The following is an 18,168-nucleotide window of genomic DNA, read 5'->3' on the forward strand; positions in this document are numbered from 1 at the left end:
CACCACCGACCGTTCCGGCAATAATCGCACCTTGACCCTTGGCACCACCCCCAACACTGATGCCGACGACCCCCTCTGGGTAACATCAACCACGCCGGCAGCACCGTAAAGGAGGAAGGTAAGGGATGCAGACCCTCCAAGGATACTATCTCAACCAAGCCACGTTCAAACTCATGTTGGCTGGGCTGCTATGCCTTACGATGTTGTTCGACATGCAGAATCTGGTTAAACCACTGCAAGCACAGCGAGGTTCATCGCTACGCTTCTACGGAAGTGGCGCTACCGATCATGATCGTGTTAAGATTCCGCTTGGTTTGATCGACTCTAGTGGCCGTCTTACTACGTCGTATCCTGTCAATGTAAGTAGTACATTCACGATTGAGTTCTGGATGAAAGCGACGGCTACCAACAACCCTGCCCCGGCCTGTCCCGGCGGTTGGTATACTGGCAATATCCTCATCGACCGCGATGTGTTTGGCGCCGGCGATTATGGCGATTACGGCGTCGCTATCTGCAATCAGCGGCTGGCGGTGGGGGTGAGTGTTGGCAGCGATGACCGTCTCTTGACCGGCACTACGATCGTAACCGACGGGCAATGGCATCACATCGCGATCACCCGTGCCGAAAACGGGCAGGTGCGCTTGTTTGTCGATGGCCAACCCGATCGAGTTCTTGCCGGCCCAGTCGGACGGATCGATTACCGGCTCAATCGCACCACTGCGTACCCTGCTAGCGACCCCTTCTTGGTGCTGGGAGCCGAAAAGCACGATTACCCCGGCAGCCGGTATTACAACGGCTTGCTCGACGATCTCCACCTCTCGCGAGTTGTGCGCTATACTGACGCCTTTCTCCGCCCAACCGCGCCGCATCCGGTTGATGCGGATACTGTGGCCTTCTACCGGTTTGATGAAGGTGCGGGAACGGTTATCACCGACAGCGCACCGGGGGGAATCAGCACCGGCGAGCTCAAACCTCGCGATGGCGACCCAACCCAGCACTGGTCAACCGATACGCCGTTTGGCGGCGAGATCACTCCCACTGCCACCAGCACCCCGGCGCCTACGGCTACTCGTACACCTACGGACACCAGCACCCCGGCGCCTACGGCTACTCGTACACCTACGGACACCAGCACCCCGGCGCTTACTGCCACCACTACCCCGATGAACACCGCCACCACTACCTCGGTGAGCACTGTCACTACGACACCGACCACTACGCTAACAACAGTGAGCGCGCCACCGGAAGACGACCAAGAAATTCGTATCTATATACCTCTGATCAGCTGTTCGCATAGCGTACAAGCATCATCGATACAGGAGTAACCAGCGTATGACCAGCCTACCCGTTAACCGAACAAACCTCACCAACCTCGTCATCACCAGCTTGCGCGACGTGCTCGAACAGAGCGGACGTCCCTTGCCGGAAACGATTGACGAGACCACGCTCCTCTTCGGCAAGGGAGCACTGCTCGATTCTTTGGCGCTCGTGTCCATGGTGGTCGATCTTGAGCAACGGCTCGAAGAAGAGTATGGGTTGACGTTGACCTTAGCCGATGATCGGGCGATGTCGCAGCGCAACAGTCCGTTCCATAGCGTTGGGGCATTGGTTGATTACCTCGATCAATTGATCATCGAGGAGCACGGACGTGACTGAGCAGGAAGTGGTGCTGATTACCGGCAGCAGCCGCGGGATCGGGCGCTTTCTGGTCGAGCACTTTCTGCAACGCGGCGCATTGGTTGAAGGATGCGCGCGCAGCGCAGTCGATTGGGAACTGCCCGGCTACACGCACCATCAAGTCGATGTCAGCAACGAGGGGCAGGTCAAAGCGATGTTGAGCGCCATTCAGCGCCGGCATAGCCGGCTTGATATCGCGATCAACAATGCCGGGATTGCGGCGATGAACCATGCCATGCTGACGCCGGGAGAAACGGCCAGCCGCCTGTTGAACATTAACGTGCTGGGCAGTTTTCTGGTTTGCCGGGAAGCGGCCAAGCTGATGCGCCGGCACAACTATGGTCGTATCGTCAACTTTAGTACCATCGCAGTGCCGCTACGGCTTGAGGGAGAGGCGCTCTACGCCACCGCGAAGAGCGCCGTCGAAATGCTGACCCGCGTGCTGGCGCGCGAATTTGCGCCCTTTGGGATCACAGTCAACGCGATTGGGCCAACACCTATCGAGACCGATCTGATCCGGGGTGTGCCGCGCGAGAAGTTGCAGCATATCATCGACACGCTTGCGATCCGGCGCTTTGGCACCTTTGCCGATGTGGCCCATGTGATTGACTTTTTTACCAATCCGGCCAGTGATTATATCACCGGCCAAGTGATCTATCTCGGCGGCGGCGGCTGACGCCGGTTGCCGCATGGAGGCTGCTATGAGCATCACATGGCTTCGTGAACGGATGGAACAGTGGGCCGATCACCCGGCCATTGTCTGGAACGACCATCCTTACTCATACCGTGACCTGCTAGCGCGCATGCAAGCGTGGCACGCGGCACTCGACCAACACGATGTCGGCCCCGGCTATGTCGTGACGATCGAAGGCGATTATTCGCCGAATGCGGTGAGTTTGCTCTTGACCCTGATCGAGCGCAACACGATTGTCGTGCCGCTGACCCGCAGCGTTGCTGCGCAGCGCGACGAGTTTCTGGCTATCGCCGAAGTGCAGGTTGTAGTCAGTTTCGACGACAATGATCAGTGGCGGATCGAGCGCCGTGCCGTTGCCGTGACCAATCCGCTCACCCGTCAGTTGATCGAACGCGGCCATCCGGGGTTGGTGCTCTTCTCGTCGGGCTCGACCGGCAAGAGCAAGGCTGCCTTGCACGATTTCATCCCGCTGTTAGAGAAGTTCCAAGTGCCGCGCCATCGCCGGGTGACACTGACCTTTTTACTGCTCGACCACATCGGCGGGATCAATACGCTCTTCTATACGCTAGCCAACGGCGGCACAGTGGTGGCGGTGCAATCGCGCGATCCCGATGTCGTTTGCCGCGCCATCGAGACGCACCGGGTGCAAACCCTGCCGACGTCGCCGACCTTTCTCAATTTGTTGTTGATTGCGGAAGCCTACCGGCGCTATGATCTCTCGTCGCTTGAGCTGATCACCTACGGTACCGAGGTGATGCCAGAGAGCACCTTGCACCGGATTCACGACCTCTTCCCCAATGTGCAGCTCTTACAAACGTATGGCCTCTCAGAGCTCGGCATTTTACGCTCGAAGTCACGCGATTCCAATTCACTATGGGTCAAAGTCGGCGGCGAAGGCTTCGAGATAAAGATCGTCGAGGGCGTGCTGTGGGTGCGGGCTAAATCGGCCATGCTCGGCTACCTCAACGCACCGAGCCCGTTCGACGAAGAGGGTTGGATGAATACGCAGGATGTGGTCGAAGTTGATGGCGAATACATCCGCATTTTGGGCCGGCGGAGCGAGATCATCAACGTCGGCGGGCAGAAGGTCTACCCGGCAGAGGTCGAGAGCGTGCTGTTGCAAGTGCCAAATGTGAAAGACGTGGCAGTGGTAGGTGAGAGCAACCCAATCACCGGCCAGATCGTCACCGCTCGCTTCAACCTGTTCGAGCCAGAAGACCCGAACGAGTTTAAGCGACGGGTGCGCGCCTTCTGCCGCAACCGGTTAGCGCCGTACAAGATTCCAGTCAAGATCATCATCACTGAAAACGAACAGCACAGCGCCCGATTTAAGAAGATGCGGAAAGCGTAAGCATCCAAACCATGATTCCAACCATCACGCTTACCATTGATCCATCGCTAGCGGCGCATCGCGCCGAGATCGGCTACATCTGGCGCACCTTGCTCACTGGCATAGGGTACAGCTGGCGCGAACAACCGTGGGACAGCGAGCGGGTGACAATTGCGTACACCGCTGGGCCGGCCCAACCCCCGCCGGCCCAGATCGTGATCCACGCGCGGCCCGACCGGTGGGCCAACCCGGCCCAAGCGCACCTGCTTGGCGCGAAGCAGTGGGATGGGTATGAGCTGCCGCTGTTGGCGGGTGATCAGGCCGATGCTCAGCCAACAACCAGCAACGGTACGCTGCATATTCCCGACGACCCCATCTTCGCCGCGTTCTGGCTGCTCAGCGGTTACGAAGAGGAACAATACCCGACGGTCAAACACGGCTACCGCGACCTGACCGGCACACCGATGATCGAGCAGGGCCTGCTGCGCCACGCCTTAGCCTCGGCGGTTGGTTGCTGGCTAGCCGATTTGCTCCAGCACTGCGGCTTGCCACCCGGCCTGCCGCGCTGGCCAAATGGGGCGGAACTCGCCGCCACCTGCGGCCACGATGTCGATTACCCGGAAGTGGTGCGCTGGCTCGAACCGCTGCGCATTCTGTTGCGGCAAGGTACACGCGGTCTCGGCGCGGCGGTTGATGTCATCAGTGGACGCCGCACGCACTGGCACTTTCGCTCGTGGATGGAGCTTGAAGAGCGGATCGGGGCGCGCTCGGCGTTTTACTTCGTCGCTCGCCAAGGCTCGTTGTTGGAATACGCCACTGGCCTGCCCGATCCCTTCTACGACGTGCAAGCGCCTCACTTTCGGGCTTTGTTTCAAGATCTCAGTGCAGCGGGTTGGGAGATCGGGCTGCACGCGAGTTATCGCGCCTACACCGACCGCACGCTCTTTGCCGCTGAACGCGCTCGTCTCGCTGCGGCCAGCGGGCAGCCAGTTGACGGCAACCGCCACCACTACTGGCACCTTGACCCGCACCAACCCGAACAGACCTTGCTGATGCACGAGCAGGTCGGCTTTCGCTACGATGCCTCGCTGACCCACAACCGTTACCTTGGTTGGCGGCGCAGCAGCGTATGGCCATTCTTCCCATGGCACCGCGGGTTGCGCCGTGAGATTCGCACCCTGCAACTGCCCACTGGTTGGATGGATGACCACCTATTTGGGCAGAAACCGTTTAATCCCGGCGATCGCCAAACCTTGCTCGATGAGCTGCGCGAGACGGTGGCGAGACAGGGTGGCTTACTGCTCGTTGACGTGCATGATTATGTCTATGACGATAAGCTGTTTCCGGGATGGGCGGCAACCTACCGTGCGTTGTGGGAAGATTTGGCCGCACGAGGGAGAGTCTGGTTCGCCACGCCGGCAACGATCGCCAAACACTGGTGGCAACGCGCAGCGCAGATCGCGGCAGCGAGCGAGGGGTTAGGGCCGTGAATGCGCCAATGCCGGCGAAGCGCGGGCAGCACGCTTGCAGCTGGAAGGGTCGTAGGGGAGCGCGGGCGGTTCGTCCACAGCCAATGCGTACAGGCATGCTTGCCGCTCGCCGCTTGTCATTGCGATCCGAGCGGAGGGGCGCGGGCGGCTCGCCCGCACCCGGTACGTACAAGCAGCGGTTCCGCTCTAGCGGGAGATGATTGCTTCGGGGCTGCGCCCCCTCGCAATGACATAGCGAAGGCGGCGAAGCCATCCCCAGCGAGCACGGGAGGCAACCGCTCAGACATGCTTGCCGCTCCAGCAGGAGATTGCTTCGGTCGGGCGGCCCCCGCTGTGCGGGGAGCCGCCACTCCCTCGCAATGACAGACTGGCCGATCATTGCGAGCCGAGCAACGGGGCAGCTTGCGAGCCGGCGGCCCGCGCCCCGGCACCTATGTGGAGCGCAGGCGGCTCGCCCGCAACCGGAAGGGTCGTAAGGGAACGTGGGCAGCTCGCCTGCAGATGTGTTCAGGGACACAGCGGCGCTGTGTCCCTGAACTCCCTCGCAATGACAGATATGGTATCCTTATGAACTTGTATCGCACCATCATCTTCATCGTGCTCTTCATCGCGCCGCCGGCAACCAAGCCGGCGATCTTGCGCATCTGCTGCGGTGCGCAGATCGGGCGCGGCGTTTCGATCGGTTGGTTCGCCACGGTGATGGGCCGGCATATCAGCATCGGCGACTACAGCGCTATCCGCGCGCTAACGGTGATTAACTGCGGCGGCGACATCAGTATTGGCCGCTACAGTATCATCAGTAGCTTTACGCTGGTGTACGGCGCTGATGGCTTGCGCATCGGCGATCACAGCTATATCGGCCCGCAGTCGCTGATCAACACCGAAGAAGAGGTACGGATCGGTCACTGGAGTGCGCTCGGCGCGCGGTGTATGGTCTATACCCACGGCTCGTTCTTGCCGTACACTGAAGGCTACTGGGTGCGCTTCGCACCAGTTATGGTCGGCAACCGGGTCTGGTGCGCCGCCGGGGTCTTTTTGCATCCCGGCGCGACGGTCGGCGATAACAGTTTTGTGAACTCGCGCGCGGTGGTGAGCGGCGAAATCCCGCCCGATTCGATCGTGGAAGGCAACCCGGCGCGGGTGATCAACGCGATGAGCCGCATGCAACGCGCCATCACCCCGCGCCGGCTCGACGCAATCGCCGGGCAGATGATGTGCCACTTCGTGACGCTGGCGGCTGCGCACGGCGATCTACGGGTGCTGGCCGAACAGCCCCACCCGCTCGTGCAGGCCGGACGGCAGACCTATCAGATTGCGATCGCGCCGGCTGCAAGTGACGTGCCGGCGGTTGATCCCACCCACCCTGCCATCTGGCTGATCTGCCGGCGCAACTGGCGGCCACCGTCGGATCTGTGGCTCGACCTGACCACCAACCGACGCAGTCCGCGCCACGCCGCGCCGCTCGATTCGCTCTGCACCTTCTTGCAGCGATACTACGGCATCCAACTCGAATACGAAGCGAGGTAAGCTATGGCTCGTGTCCTCACCGTGCTCGGCACCCGACCTGAGATTATCAAACTCTCACCACTCATTCCGCTGCTGGAGGAGCGGTTCGATCATATTTTGGTGCATTCCGGCCAGCACTACTCCTACGAAGTTGACGCTATCTTCTTCGAGGAGCTGAGCTTGCCAGCGCCGCGTTACACCCTCGGCGTCGGTTCGGCCCAGCACGGCGAACAGACGGCGCGCATTCTGGCCCGGCTCGAACCGATTTTGCTGCAAGAACGGCCCGATCTGGTGCTGGTGCAAGGCGACACCAACACGACCATGGCCGGCGCGCTCTGCGCGGCGAAACTCGGCTTTCCGGTGGTGCATCTCGAAGCGGGAGGACGGTCGTTCAACCGGGCTATGCCTGAAGAACTCAACCGGATCATTGTCGATCATATTGCTGAGATTCTGCTGGCCGCCGACGAGATTGCCGCCAACAACCTGCGCGCGGAGGGGTTGCCGGAGGAGCGTATTCACGTGATCGGTTCGACTGCAATTGACGCAGCGCTGCTGCACCGTGAGCGGGCCAAACAGAGCGCGATCTTAACCCAATTAGAACTCCATCCGGGCGAATACCTCGCGCTCACTCTGCACCGGGCCGAGAACACCGAACCGGCGGTGCTACCCGGCATCGTGCGCGTGCTCAACGAACTCGCCGAAAGCCACCGGATCGTCTTCCCGGTGCATCCGCGCACCACCGCAGCACTGGAACGGCAAGGGTTGCAGCTCTCACCACGGATCCTGACCACACGCCCGCTTGGCTACCTCGACACGCTCTGCCTCGTGCAAGCGGCCCAAGCCCTGCTCACCGATTCAGGTGGGTTGCAAGAAGAGGCCGCCGTGCTCGGTACCCCGATCTTGCTGGTGCGCAACGAGACCGAATGGCGCTATCTGGTTGACGCAGGGGTTGCGGTACTGATCGGCAACCGTTATGAGAGTATACTCGCAGGCACCGCGACGTGGCTCAGTCCTGCTGGACTCGCTCGCCTGCGTGCGGCGCGCTCGCCGATTATCAGCGGGGCCGCCGAGCGAGCCGTGGCAATTATGGCTGCATACGCGCAGTAGCAACCACGCTTGGCAGGCTCTTCAGAGCGACGTTACAATGCAACGTCGCTTCAGATTCCTCATTACGTTTTTTTCATACCCACGCCTATCAGTAGTTAGTCAAAGTTCAGACCTGCCAGTTATGCTGGCAACACCTAGAATAACGATGTGTGGGCGGATGAGTACAAACCATGACCGATCGATTGCAGCTCTACCTTAGCCGGCAAGCCAATTCTCTGCCACGGTACGTTGCCGAACAGCTCGTGCAGAGTATGTTCGGCTGGATACCGAGCGTGATCGGAATTGGCGTCCGCGCGATCGCCTACCGCGCTATGATACACATGGACGGCATCGCTGCCATTGAAGACGGCGTGCGCATCCGCTTTGCCAGCAATGTGCGGCTAGGGACGGGAGTATACCTCGATCATGGCGTCTACCTCCACGCTTGTCCGGGTGGCATCACCATCGGTGCCGAAAGCATGGTGATGAAAAACGCCATTCTCCACGTCTACAACTTTCGCAATCTCCCCCATAGCCATATCACCATCGGACGGCGATCGCTCATCGGCGAGAGCTGCATTCTACGCGGTCAAGGCGGTATTACCATCGGCGATGATGTCTATCTGGGGACGCTCGTGCAAATACTAGCGGTTAATCACGTCTTTAGCGATACGACTCGCCCGATCAGCGCCCAAGGCATCACCGCACAGGGAATCAGCATCGGCGACGGCTCTTGGATCGGGAGCGGCTCCATCATTCTCGACGGAGTGCGGATTGGGAAGAATGTCGTGATTGGCGCGGGCGCAGTGGTGACGAAAGACATTCCCGATTACTGCATTGCGGTGGGCAATCCAGCCCGGGTGGTGCGCAATCTGAGCACCGATCCGTTACCGATCGAACAATTGGCAATTCCCGTGTATTAAACAGCGAGGCGCACGACGGTGCGTCCAGTAGGGTTGCACGTGTGCGACCAAAGGGAGGGGGAAGACATGACCACGCTTTCCGTTGTGATACCGGCCTACAATGAAGAGGACGGGATCGCAGCCATTGTCGAACGAGTTTTGGCGATCAGGCCGGCATTGCAAAAGGTTGGCGTTGACGATCTCGAGTGCATTGTGGTTGACGATGGCTCGAAGGATCGCACCGCCGCGATTGTGCAGAGCTTCGGCGACCGGGTGCGGTTGATCCGGCAGCAGAATCGCGGCTATGGCGGCGCCTTGAAGACCGGCTTCAGTCAAGCGCGCGGCGAGCTGATCGGCTTCCTCGACGCCGACAGCACCTACCCGCCCGAATACTTCCCGCAGATGTGCAAAGTCGCGCTGGAAGGCGCCGACATCGTGATCGGCAGCCGCATGGCGGGCGCGCACAGCGAGATGCCGTTGGTGCGCCGGATCGGCAACACGATCTTCGCTACGATGCTCTCGCTGGTAGCCGGCGTGCGGATCAGCGACAGCGCCAGCGGCCAGCGCGTGTTGCGCCGCTCCATCTTGCCGGTCATCTACCCGCTGCCCAACACCCTCGATTTCACCCCGGCGATGAGCACCCGCGCCCTCCACGAAGGGTTGCGGATGGTTGAAGTGCCCATCCCGTACAAAGAGCGGTCGGGTCGCAGCAAGCTCCACGTGATTCGCGATGGCCTGCGCTTTACCAAATCGATCGTTTGGACGGCGCTGACCTATAACCCGGTGCGGATCTTTGGCGGTGTCGGGCTGGCCTTGCTGGTATTAGCCTTGCTGATCACACTGGGGCAGAGCATCGGGATCGGGCTAGGGCTACTGTCCGGCTGGTCATTCCCGCAGCTCTTCGGCGCGCTAGTGCTCGCCGTCGCCGGTGTGACTCTCTACACCACCGGCACCTCGTTCAGCTATCTGGTCGCCCTCTTCCACAAGCGCGCCATCCGGCAGGGCTTGTTTGGCCAGCGCGGCAACGGGCGCCGGATCGAGCGCCATTACTGGTGGTTGGGCTTACTGGCCATCCTTGGCGGGATCGCCACTTACATTGCCGCGGTCGCGTTTGATCTGACCAATCCGGTACTAGCTAATTCGTGGTTCGCGCCGGTAGTCAGCGCGATGCTGGTGCTGATGGGAGTGCAATTGGTCAGCGCGTGGGGGCTGGCGCGAGTCTTGGCCGAACTGAGCCGGCGCGAGAGCGAGCAAGCCGCCGATCTCAACTGGACATATACACCGCTGACAACGCCGGTTGAGCCGGTAGCGCAAATAGCCTAGCGCGAGGCAAGAACGTGGAACAGTTTTACGTATGGAGTGAACAGAACCTCGGCCAGACTCATTATGTGATCGGTTATCTGATCGTCTTGGTGAGCCACAACTGGCCGATTATGGTCACACTGGCAGCGGCGCTGTTCTTCAGTATCCAGCTCTATCGGCGACCATTACGGGCTAATGCCGTCTGGCTGTTTAGCGCGCTGCTATTTGGGATCGGGTACGAATACGAAAAACATGTGGCTGGCGAACTTCATCACGCAATCGATATGCTGTTCGGCTTGGAAATCGCCCACTGGAATCGGCCGCTGCACTTCATCGTCGGCCCAGTGATCAATACGGGGTTCGTCCTGATCACCTTTCTGATGGTGTTTCACGGTCTGTACCTTTCGTTCGGATCGTCTATGATGAACGCATTCCGCCGCTGCTACCCTGCCCGCACCAATACGACAACAAGCGGCACTACCGCATCACGTGATGCAAAACCACAAGAGGAGAACCATGAGCGAGCAGGAAACGACGCCAACTCAACGCAAACAAGCACCAGGCGATAAACCGACCGGCATTAAGCTGGTCGCCCCGGCCCGGCCTAACGAACGCGCCGGTGAGATCCGCTTTGTTGAAATGCCGCGCGAGAAGACGCCCCGGCTTGATGTGCTGGTGTTAAACCCGCCATCGCCCGACGGTGATCTCTTCTTGCGTGATATCGCCCGCGTTGGCCGGCGCACCCGCGACGGTATTATCTGGCCGCAAACCGCGTTGGCCCAAATCGGCGCAGTTGCCAAAGAGGCCGGTTACACGGTCGAGGTGATCGATGCAATTGGCCTCATGATGGATTGGAAGTCGTTCGAGAAGTATATGTGGGAAAAGAAGCCGCGCTACATGATCATCCACGCGACGGCTCCCACTTTGACGAACGACATGCGGACGACGTTCATCGGCAAAGCGGTGGGTACCATCACGATGGCGATTGGCACCCACGTCACGCCGATGACCCGCGAGACGCTCGAAGCCTACCCGACGCTTGACATCGTGGTGCGCGGGGAACCAGAGCTGACCATTGTTGATGTCATCCGCACGATCGACCGCGTGGTTCAGCAAGAGCATGCCGATGAGACGGTGCCGGTCGGCAACCCCGATCTCACTGCACCGTGGCGCAAACTGCCCTTCCCTGACGCTTCGTATCTGACCACGCGCGGGCGGTTTCTCGGTGTGCATCCCAAGATTATCACCAAAGCCATGCGCGAAACACTCGGCGTCGGCTACCGCGACGAGCACGGCGAGGTGCAGATCAATCCTGACCGACCATTTATTGAAGATCTTGACACCTTGCCCATCCCGTTGCACGACCAGTTGCCGTGGCAGCGCTACAAAGTGCCGATCGTCGGCGGTCCCTACACCTTCGTGCTCACCAGCCGCGGCTGCCCTGCCGGCTGCCGCTACTGCATCAAGCACGTGACCTATCAATCGAGTGTGCGCCACCGCAGCCCGCACCACGTCTTGCAAGAGATGATCATGCTCAAAGAGATGGGCATGCATCACATCCATTTCGAAGCTGACTTGTTTACGGTCAAGAAGGAGTTTGTCTACGATCTCTGCCACACAATTATCAAAGAGGGTATCAAGCTGCGCTGGAGCTGCAACAGCCGGGTTGACTTCGTTGATGAGGATGAGTTGCGGTTGATGCGCAAGGCCGGTTGCTTCATGATCGCGTGGGGCCTTGAGAGCGGCAGCGAAGAGGTGTTGAAGCGGGCGCGCAAGGGCACTACCGTCAAGCGGATCGAAGAGACGATTGCCGCCAGCCACCGGGCCGGGCTTATGAACTGGGGCTATTTCATCATCGGCCTGCCAGGTGAGACGGTCGAGACGATTCAGCAGACGATCGCCCTCTCGAAGCGGTTGCCGCTTGATATTGCCCTCTTCCATATCGCTACGCCCTACCCCGGCACGCCCTTCTATTACGAAGCGGTAGCCAACGGCTGGATCCGGATGAATCAGTGGGAAGACTACGATATGTACTCCCACACAGTGTTGAACTACCCGCACCTCAGCTCGGCTGATCTGGAGTATTGGGCCAAGCGAGCGGCGCGCGAGTGGTCACTGAGGCCACGCCCGATCATGACCTTCCTCAAGGGCGCATCCAACCCCGAAACGTGGGGCCAGCTCTGGCAGATCGGCGTCAACCATCTGAAGTGGATCGGCGGCAGCTTGCGCAATGAAGGTCTGCGCCGCCTGAGCGGCAGCGGCATGATGTAGATCACCTCCGTCTCTCTCACAAGGTGGGAGAGGGGCGATACTGTAACGGTATGCGCGGCATTCGCCGCGTCCTTCAGCCCCTATCTCACTATCACGGGAGAAGGGTGGACGGAACCGCTCATCCGGCACCCGGCCCTAAAGGGCCGGGCTAGGGATATGAAGCCTGCTGCGCAGACTGCTGGCCCTCACCCCCAGCCTTTCTCCCACCGGCGCAGGAGAGAGGAGCGCAGCGCCAAGCGTTGAGGCATTGCACAGCGTTCAACGGTTTCACTCGACCACATGTTCTACCCGCTCCTCAACCTTGCAGAAGAGGGGAAATACAGCACCGCAGCGCGCAGCGTTCTGGGCCGCCACCAGAGCCGCCGAGCACAATACCGCCGGACGCCATTGACGTTAGCAGCGGGGGAGTATGAATCAACCCATCGCCACCCAACCACGAAGCTTGCCAACCACACTTATTCACTATGGCGAGCGGATTACAGCATTGATCGTCGTTGTTCTCATCGCGATGCTCGCCTTGATCAACCTGCCCTACGCGCCCCGCACGTGGTTCGATGAAGGATCGCATCTGCACGTGCCAGAGACGCTGGTGCGCTATGGGGTCTATGCCGACATCAGCAGCGAAGGGTTTCGCTACTTTGGGCCGACGATCGGGGTCGGGCCGACAGTGATGTTACCGGTGGCGGCGGTCTTTGCAGTGGTTGGGGTTGATCTGCTGCCGGCGCGGCTGGTGATCGTAGCATACCTCTTGGCTGCACTGCTGATCTTTTATCAACTGGCCCGCCGCCTGCACGGGGGGCGCTTGGCGCTGCTGACGATTTTGTTACTGCTCGCCTCACGCACTCGCGGCTTTGAAGGCATGGTCGAATATGGCCGGCAAGTGTTGGGTGAGGTGCCGGGAATAGCGTGGCTAGGAGCTGGTCTGCTGGCGTACACGGTAGCCATCTTTCAGCCGGAGCTACGCCGGCGCTACGCGCTGCTCGCCGGGGTTGGCTTTGGCCTGGCCCTGATCACCAAAAACCAGTTTGCGTTGATTGTCGCGCCGGGTTTAGGGTTGCTGGCCCTGCTCGACTGGCGCTACTTCCGGGTGGGTGACTGGTGGTTGCGCTTAGCGCCGCCCATCATTGCCGGTGGTATGTTTGCCGGTTGGTTGTTGATCATGCTGGCCTTCCTCGGCCCGGCTGATTTCAGCGCCAATCTCGCTAAGACCCGGCAAGCAGCCGGCGGCGCCATCTTTGTGTTTGATCTGGAAGCGATCCTGCGTGCGATGCGCTATCTGGTGCAGGTGTACGGCGGTTTGCTCGTGCCGGCGCTGGTGTACAGCCTCTGGCGCTGCCGGCGTCGAGGCACCGCTGCCTTCGCCGAACTGGCGCCAACCCTCTTGGCGGCGCTCTGGCTGGCGTGGTACCTTATATCGCTCGGCTGGCCGCGCTACGCCTTCCCGGCAGTGGCTCTCGGCGCGCCGGCAGTGGCGCGGATGATCGCCGACCTGATCGGTTGGCTCTGGCGACGCCGGCAACCACTGCTGGCCGGAGCCGCCGGCGCATATCTAGCATTGGTGATTGGCTTCTCGTTGAGCCTGACTGCACAGGTGGTGTTTACGCCCGATGATTCAGCGCACCGGATGGCGGCGTTCCTCAACCAGACCGTTCCCACTGACCGCATCATCGAGACATGGGAACCGGAATTAGCTACCTTCACCGACCACACCTACCATTACGTGCCAACCGAACTGCTTGATCCGGCGGTGCGGCAGGCATGGTTGGGCGGGCCGCCGGTGGCTTACGATGGCCTTGCTGCCCAGCCGCCATACGTGCTGACCGGGCCATTTAGCGCGTATACCGGCATCTATCTTGTCGATACTTTAGCGCGTGAGTACACCATCATCTACAGCACCGGACCGTACACACTGTGGCAGCGACGGGAACCATAACCCGACGAAAGGATCGCTATGCGTCGTTTTTGGCTGATCGTCTTTCTGCTGTTCTTCAGTTATGCCTACGTCTTACCGCGCTGGTCAGATTGGAACCAGAACTCGCGGTTAAACTTAGTGTTGGCTCTGGTTGACGATGGCACGCCAAAAATTGATCGCTATGTTGCAAATACCGGCGACTATGCGCTTTACAACGGCCACGCCTACACCGATAAACCGCCGGGCTTGTCGTTTCTCGGCATCCCGGTCTACGCCGCTATCCGGCCATTGTTTGATGCATCGCCGGTGCAAGCCCAATTCGAGCGGATCGGCAGCCGGTTTGAAGAGACGCTCAACCCCGATGGCAGCGGCTTACGGGCTGACAAGATCCGGTTTGCGTTGGTGCAGTACCTGCTCACGCTGGTCGTAATAGCGTTACCGGCGGCATTGTTCGGCGGATTCTTCTTTCTAGTGCTGCAACGGCTCGGCATGGCGCCGGCACCGGCCAGCATCGGCACGCTGGGGTATGGGTTAGCCACCAGCGCCGCGCCGTACGCCGGCAACTTCTACGCCCACCAATTAGTGGCCGTGCTCCTCTTTACCGCCTTCGCTTTGGCGTGGTCGCCACCGGCGCGCTGGTCGCCGTGGGCCAGCGGTGCGCTGGTTGGCCTGCTGCTTGGTTGGGCCGTGATCAGCGAATACCCGGCAGCGCCGGCAGCCGCCATTATCGGGTTGTACGTGCTCTACCGGCGCGGCTGGCGCTGGCTGCCAGCGATGGCAGCGGGAGGCGCGTTGCCGGGAGCATTGTTGATTAGCTATGACCTTGCCGCCTTTGGCACGCCATGGCCTATTGGCTACGCCTATTCCGCGCTCTGGCAAGAGCAGCACCACACCGGTTTCATGAGCCTCACGTCGCCCCAATGGGAGGCCATCTGGGGATTGACCTTCAGCGAGTTCCGCGGTCTCTTTTTCCGCGCGCCGTGGCTCTTGCTCGCGTTGCCGGCCTACTGGATCGGCTGGCGCCGGCGCGAGCAGCGGGCCGAGTGGTGGGTATTGGTGCTGGTGCCACTGGCCTTTCTGCTCTTCTACGGGTCGTCGATTATGTGGTGGGGCGGATTTGCCGCCGGGCCGCGCTACATGGTGCCGCTGCTCCCCTTCCTTGCCCTGCCGGCGGCGCTCTTGATCGGGCACTGCTGGGGCCGGATCGGGTGGCGCCTTGGCGCATTCGGCTTGCTCAGCGTCTCATTGATCCTCATTTGGATGGAGACAACCGCAACCCAGCTCTTCCCCAGCGACGCCATTCGGGCCACATGGCGCGAGTATGTGATTCCGGCATGGCAACAGGGCGATATTGCCCGCAACGCCGGCATGGTCTTGCAACTTGAGGGAGCGGCCAGCTTATTGCCGCTGCTCGCCGGGTTGGTCGCCGGCACCATCATCTTATTGCACCCGCTGGAAGCGTCCGAGCGCACGGCTGCACGCCTAGCCGCAACACCGCCAACCACACCCGTGGCGCCGCCTGCCCAGAGGTGAACTCATGCGTATTTTGATGCTGACGCTGATCGCGCCCTACCCGCCCGACAGCGGACCCAAGATCAAGACCTACAACGTGTTGCAGTACCTGTGCGAGCGCTACGAGGTCACGCTGGTATCGCTCGTGCGAAACGAGCAAGAGCGTGCGCATGCCGAATCGCTCCGCCGGATCTGCCGTGACGTGTACACGGTGCCGTTTCAGCGTTCGCGTTGGAAAGATGCGCACTTTTTACTCAAGAGCTCCCTCACCGGCGAGTCGTTCATTCTCAGCCGCGACGCCTCGCCGGAACTGCACCAGTTGCTGCGTCTACTGACGGCGCGTGAGCATTTTGACATTATTCATGCCGACCAGCTCAATATGGCGCCTTTTGCGGTTGATTTACCGGGAGGGGCGCGGATCATTGATCAACACAATGCCGTGTGGACGATCGTCGCCCGCATGGCGGCCCGGTCTGATCTGATCCGGCGGATCGGATTGCAGATCGAAGCGCGTCGTCTGCGACGGGCCGAGGCGCGGTTGTGCGCGCGCTTTGATGGCATGCTGGCGGTCAGCGAACCGGATTATGCGTTTCTCAAGCTAGCCGCCGCCGACGCTGGGGTCGCATTGCCGCCCACGGCGATCATTCCGATCGCGATTGATGCGCGCAGCGAAGCGCCGGTACAACGGCACAGCGCGCCCAATACGATCCTCAGTATGGCGACGATGTTTTGGCCGCCCAACGTCGATGGCGTGCTCTGGTTTGCCCGCGAAGTCTGGCCTTTAGTGCGGCAAGCCGTACCACAGGCACGGGTGGCATTGGTTGGCTCGCGACCGCCGGAGACGGTGCGCCAGTTGGCCGCCGATCCCGCGATTGAAGTACCCGGCTACGTCGCCGATCCGCGCCCATACCTCGAACGAACGGCAGCCTTGATTGTGCCGGTACATGCCGGCGGCGGCATGCGGGTGAAGATTTTGGAAGCTTTAGCTCGCGGCTTGCCGATCGTCTCAACGACCATCGGGTACGAAGGGATTGATCTCACGCCGGGAGAACACCTGCTAGTGGGAGACACACCGCAGGCGTTTGCCGAAGCGTTGATCCGGCTCCTGCGCGATCCGGAACTAGGGCGACGATTAGCCGTGCAAGGGCGGCGCGTCGCCGAAGAACGCTACGACTGGCGGGTAGTCTGCCCGGCAATCGATCACCTGTACGCCACGGCGCTGCAACGAGCCAATAGTCTGCCAGCGGGGCAGCGATGATGAACATTTTGTTTGTTGCGCCCTACACTCCATCACCGATCCGCGTGCGCCCGTACCAATTCATCCGGCATTTAGCCCAACGCGGGCATGCGATTACGCTGGTGTGCGCCGCCGACAACGCGGCGGCCCTCACCGAACTGCGCGCGATCTGCCAGCGAGTGGTAGCGGTGCCGGTACGGCGCACCGATCACCTGCTGGCATATATGCGCGCCGTACCAAGCGAATTACCACTGCAAACGGCGCACTGCCTCACCCCAGCGATGGTCGCAGCAGTTGCGCACGAAATCAAGCAGGGTGAACATCACGTCATCCACATCGAACACCTCCGCGCGGCTGAGATCGTCCGCGCCGCCTTGCACCAATGCGGCGACGGCCCTCCCGCCGTGCTCGATGCCGTTGACAGCATCACCCTCTTATTCGAGCGCACGCTACGGCGCGGCGCCAACCTGAGCAGCCGGCTGCGCGCCCTGATCGATCTGGCCCGCACCCGGCGTTACGAAGCCGCCTACCCGCATCGCTTCGCCGCAATCGCGGTGACATCGGCGGAAGACCGCTGGGCATTACGCACCCTCAGCCGCGCCCTCGACCGTCCGGGAGGCAGCCCGATCATCGTCGTGCCGAACGGGGTTGATCTAACCTACTTTCAAGCCTACACCGGCCCGCGCCAACCGCATCACCTTGTCTTCACCGGCAAGATGAGCTATCACGCGAACGAGGCCGCCGCCCGCTACTTGATTGAAGACATTATGCCGCTGGTATGGGCCAAACGGGCCGAAGTGACCGTTACCTTGGCCGGGGCCGAGCCGGGGCCGCGCCTGCGCGCCTATGCCCGCGATCCGCGGGTCATCGTGACCGGCGCTGTCCCTGAACTCCGCCCCTACCTCACCAAAGCCACCTTGGCGGTTGCACCGATTCGTTATGGCGTCGGGGTGCAGAATAAAGTGCTGGAAGCCATGGCCACCGCCACCCCTGTCATTACCGCCCGGCAAGCGACGGTTGCGCTCAGCGCGCAACCCGGACACGATCTGGTTGTGGCCGGCGATGCCGGCAGCTTCGCCCACGCCATCCTCACCTTGCTCGATGATGATGAGCGCCGCGCTGCGATTGGGCAAGCGGGGCGGCTGTACGTCGAGCGCCACCACAACTGGCAGCAGAGTGTGAGCCGGCTGGAAGCCGTCTACGCTTCAGCCGGCACATCACTGTATCACTACTAGCGATAAAAAAATGT

The 18,168-nt window shown here is 60.9% G+C and carries 15 protein-coding genes; all 15 read left to right on the forward strand.

Annotated features, from left to right (window positions below):
• The first annotated feature begins 125 nt into the window (after positions 1-125).
• The 15 genes from U9R61_RS10010 (at position 126) to U9R61_RS10080 (ending at position 18,154) form a co-directional block, all read left to right on the forward strand.
• Positions 126-1,325, forward strand: coding sequence for a LamG domain-containing protein (locus U9R61_RS10010; protein ID WP_322488672.1), 1,200 nt, complete (start codon positions 126-128; stop codon positions 1,323-1,325).
• A 7-nt stretch (positions 1,326-1,332) separates the two neighbouring features.
• Entirely contained in the window at positions 1,333-1,656 is a 324-nt protein-coding gene (locus U9R61_RS10015; RefSeq protein ID WP_322488673.1) for a hypothetical protein, read from the forward strand.
• Positions 1,649-2,353, forward strand: a complete 705-nt coding sequence (locus tag U9R61_RS10020) for an SDR family oxidoreductase (RefSeq protein WP_322488674.1) — start codon at positions 1,649-1,651, stop codon at positions 2,351-2,353. Before U9R61_RS10015 ends, U9R61_RS10020 begins: the two co-directional genes overlap by 8 nt.
• Positions 2,354-2,378: 25 nt before the next feature.
• A complete protein-coding gene (locus U9R61_RS10025; protein WP_322488675.1) occupies positions 2,379-3,722 on the forward strand; it encodes a fatty acid--CoA ligase family protein in 1,344 nt (447 codons plus the stop codon).
• An 11-nt stretch (positions 3,723-3,733) separates the two neighbouring features.
• The gene (locus U9R61_RS10030) at positions 3,734-5,191 is read left to right on the forward strand and encodes a polysaccharide deacetylase family protein (protein ID WP_322488676.1); all 1,458 of its coding nucleotides are present in this window, start codon (positions 3,734-3,736) and stop codon (positions 5,189-5,191) included.
• A 567-nt stretch (positions 5,192-5,758) separates the two neighbouring features.
• Positions 5,759-6,718 (forward strand): transferase, encoded by a 960-nt coding sequence (locus tag U9R61_RS10035; protein WP_322488677.1) that lies wholly within the window; start codon positions 5,759-5,761, stop codon positions 6,716-6,718.
• Positions 6,719-6,721: 3 nt separating this feature from the next.
• On the forward strand, positions 6,722-7,804 hold the full coding sequence (gene wecB, locus U9R61_RS10040) for a non-hydrolyzing UDP-N-acetylglucosamine 2-epimerase (RefSeq protein ID WP_322488678.1): 1,083 nt from the start codon (positions 6,722-6,724) through the stop codon (positions 7,802-7,804).
• A 170-nt stretch (positions 7,805-7,974) separates the two neighbouring features.
• Positions 7,975-8,706: an acyltransferase gene (locus U9R61_RS10045; RefSeq protein WP_322488679.1), complete on the forward strand. Its 732-nt coding sequence runs from the start codon at positions 7,975-7,977 to the stop codon at positions 8,704-8,706.
• A 66-nt stretch (positions 8,707-8,772) separates the two neighbouring features.
• The gene (locus U9R61_RS10050) at positions 8,773-10,008 is read left to right on the forward strand and encodes a glycosyltransferase family 2 protein (RefSeq protein ID WP_322488680.1); all 1,236 of its coding nucleotides are present in this window, start codon (positions 8,773-8,775) and stop codon (positions 10,006-10,008) included.
• Between the two features lie 14 nt (positions 10,009-10,022).
• On the forward strand, positions 10,023-10,556 hold the full coding sequence (locus U9R61_RS10055; RefSeq protein ID WP_322488681.1) for a hypothetical protein: 534 nt from the start codon (positions 10,023-10,025) through the stop codon (positions 10,554-10,556).
• Positions 10,504-12,258, forward strand: coding sequence for a B12-binding domain-containing radical SAM protein (locus tag U9R61_RS10060; RefSeq protein WP_322488682.1), 1,755 nt, complete (start codon positions 10,504-10,506; stop codon positions 12,256-12,258). Before U9R61_RS10055 ends, U9R61_RS10060 begins: the two co-directional genes overlap by 53 nt.
• 409 nt (positions 12,259-12,667) lie before the next feature.
• Complete coding sequence (locus tag U9R61_RS10065) at positions 12,668-14,191, forward strand: ArnT family glycosyltransferase (RefSeq protein WP_322488683.1); 1,524 nt, start codon at positions 12,668-12,670, stop codon at positions 14,189-14,191.
• An 18-nt stretch (positions 14,192-14,209) separates the two neighbouring features.
• Complete coding sequence (locus tag U9R61_RS10070; RefSeq protein WP_322488684.1) at positions 14,210-15,703, forward strand: hypothetical protein; 1,494 nt, start codon at positions 14,210-14,212, stop codon at positions 15,701-15,703.
• 4 nt (positions 15,704-15,707) lie between these two features.
• Positions 15,708-16,940: a glycosyltransferase family 4 protein gene (locus U9R61_RS10075; RefSeq protein WP_322488685.1), complete on the forward strand. Its 1,233-nt coding sequence runs from the start codon at positions 15,708-15,710 to the stop codon at positions 16,938-16,940.
• Complete coding sequence (locus U9R61_RS10080; protein WP_322488686.1) at positions 16,937-18,154, forward strand: glycosyltransferase; 1,218 nt, start codon at positions 16,937-16,939, stop codon at positions 18,152-18,154. The genes U9R61_RS10075 and U9R61_RS10080 overlap by 4 nt, the downstream gene beginning before the upstream one ends.
• Positions 18,155-18,168: the final 14 nt, after the last annotated feature.

This window comes from Chloroflexus sp. (genome assembly GCF_034431535.1).
Lineage (GTDB): Bacteria > Chloroflexota > Chloroflexia > Chloroflexales > Chloroflexaceae > Chloroflexus.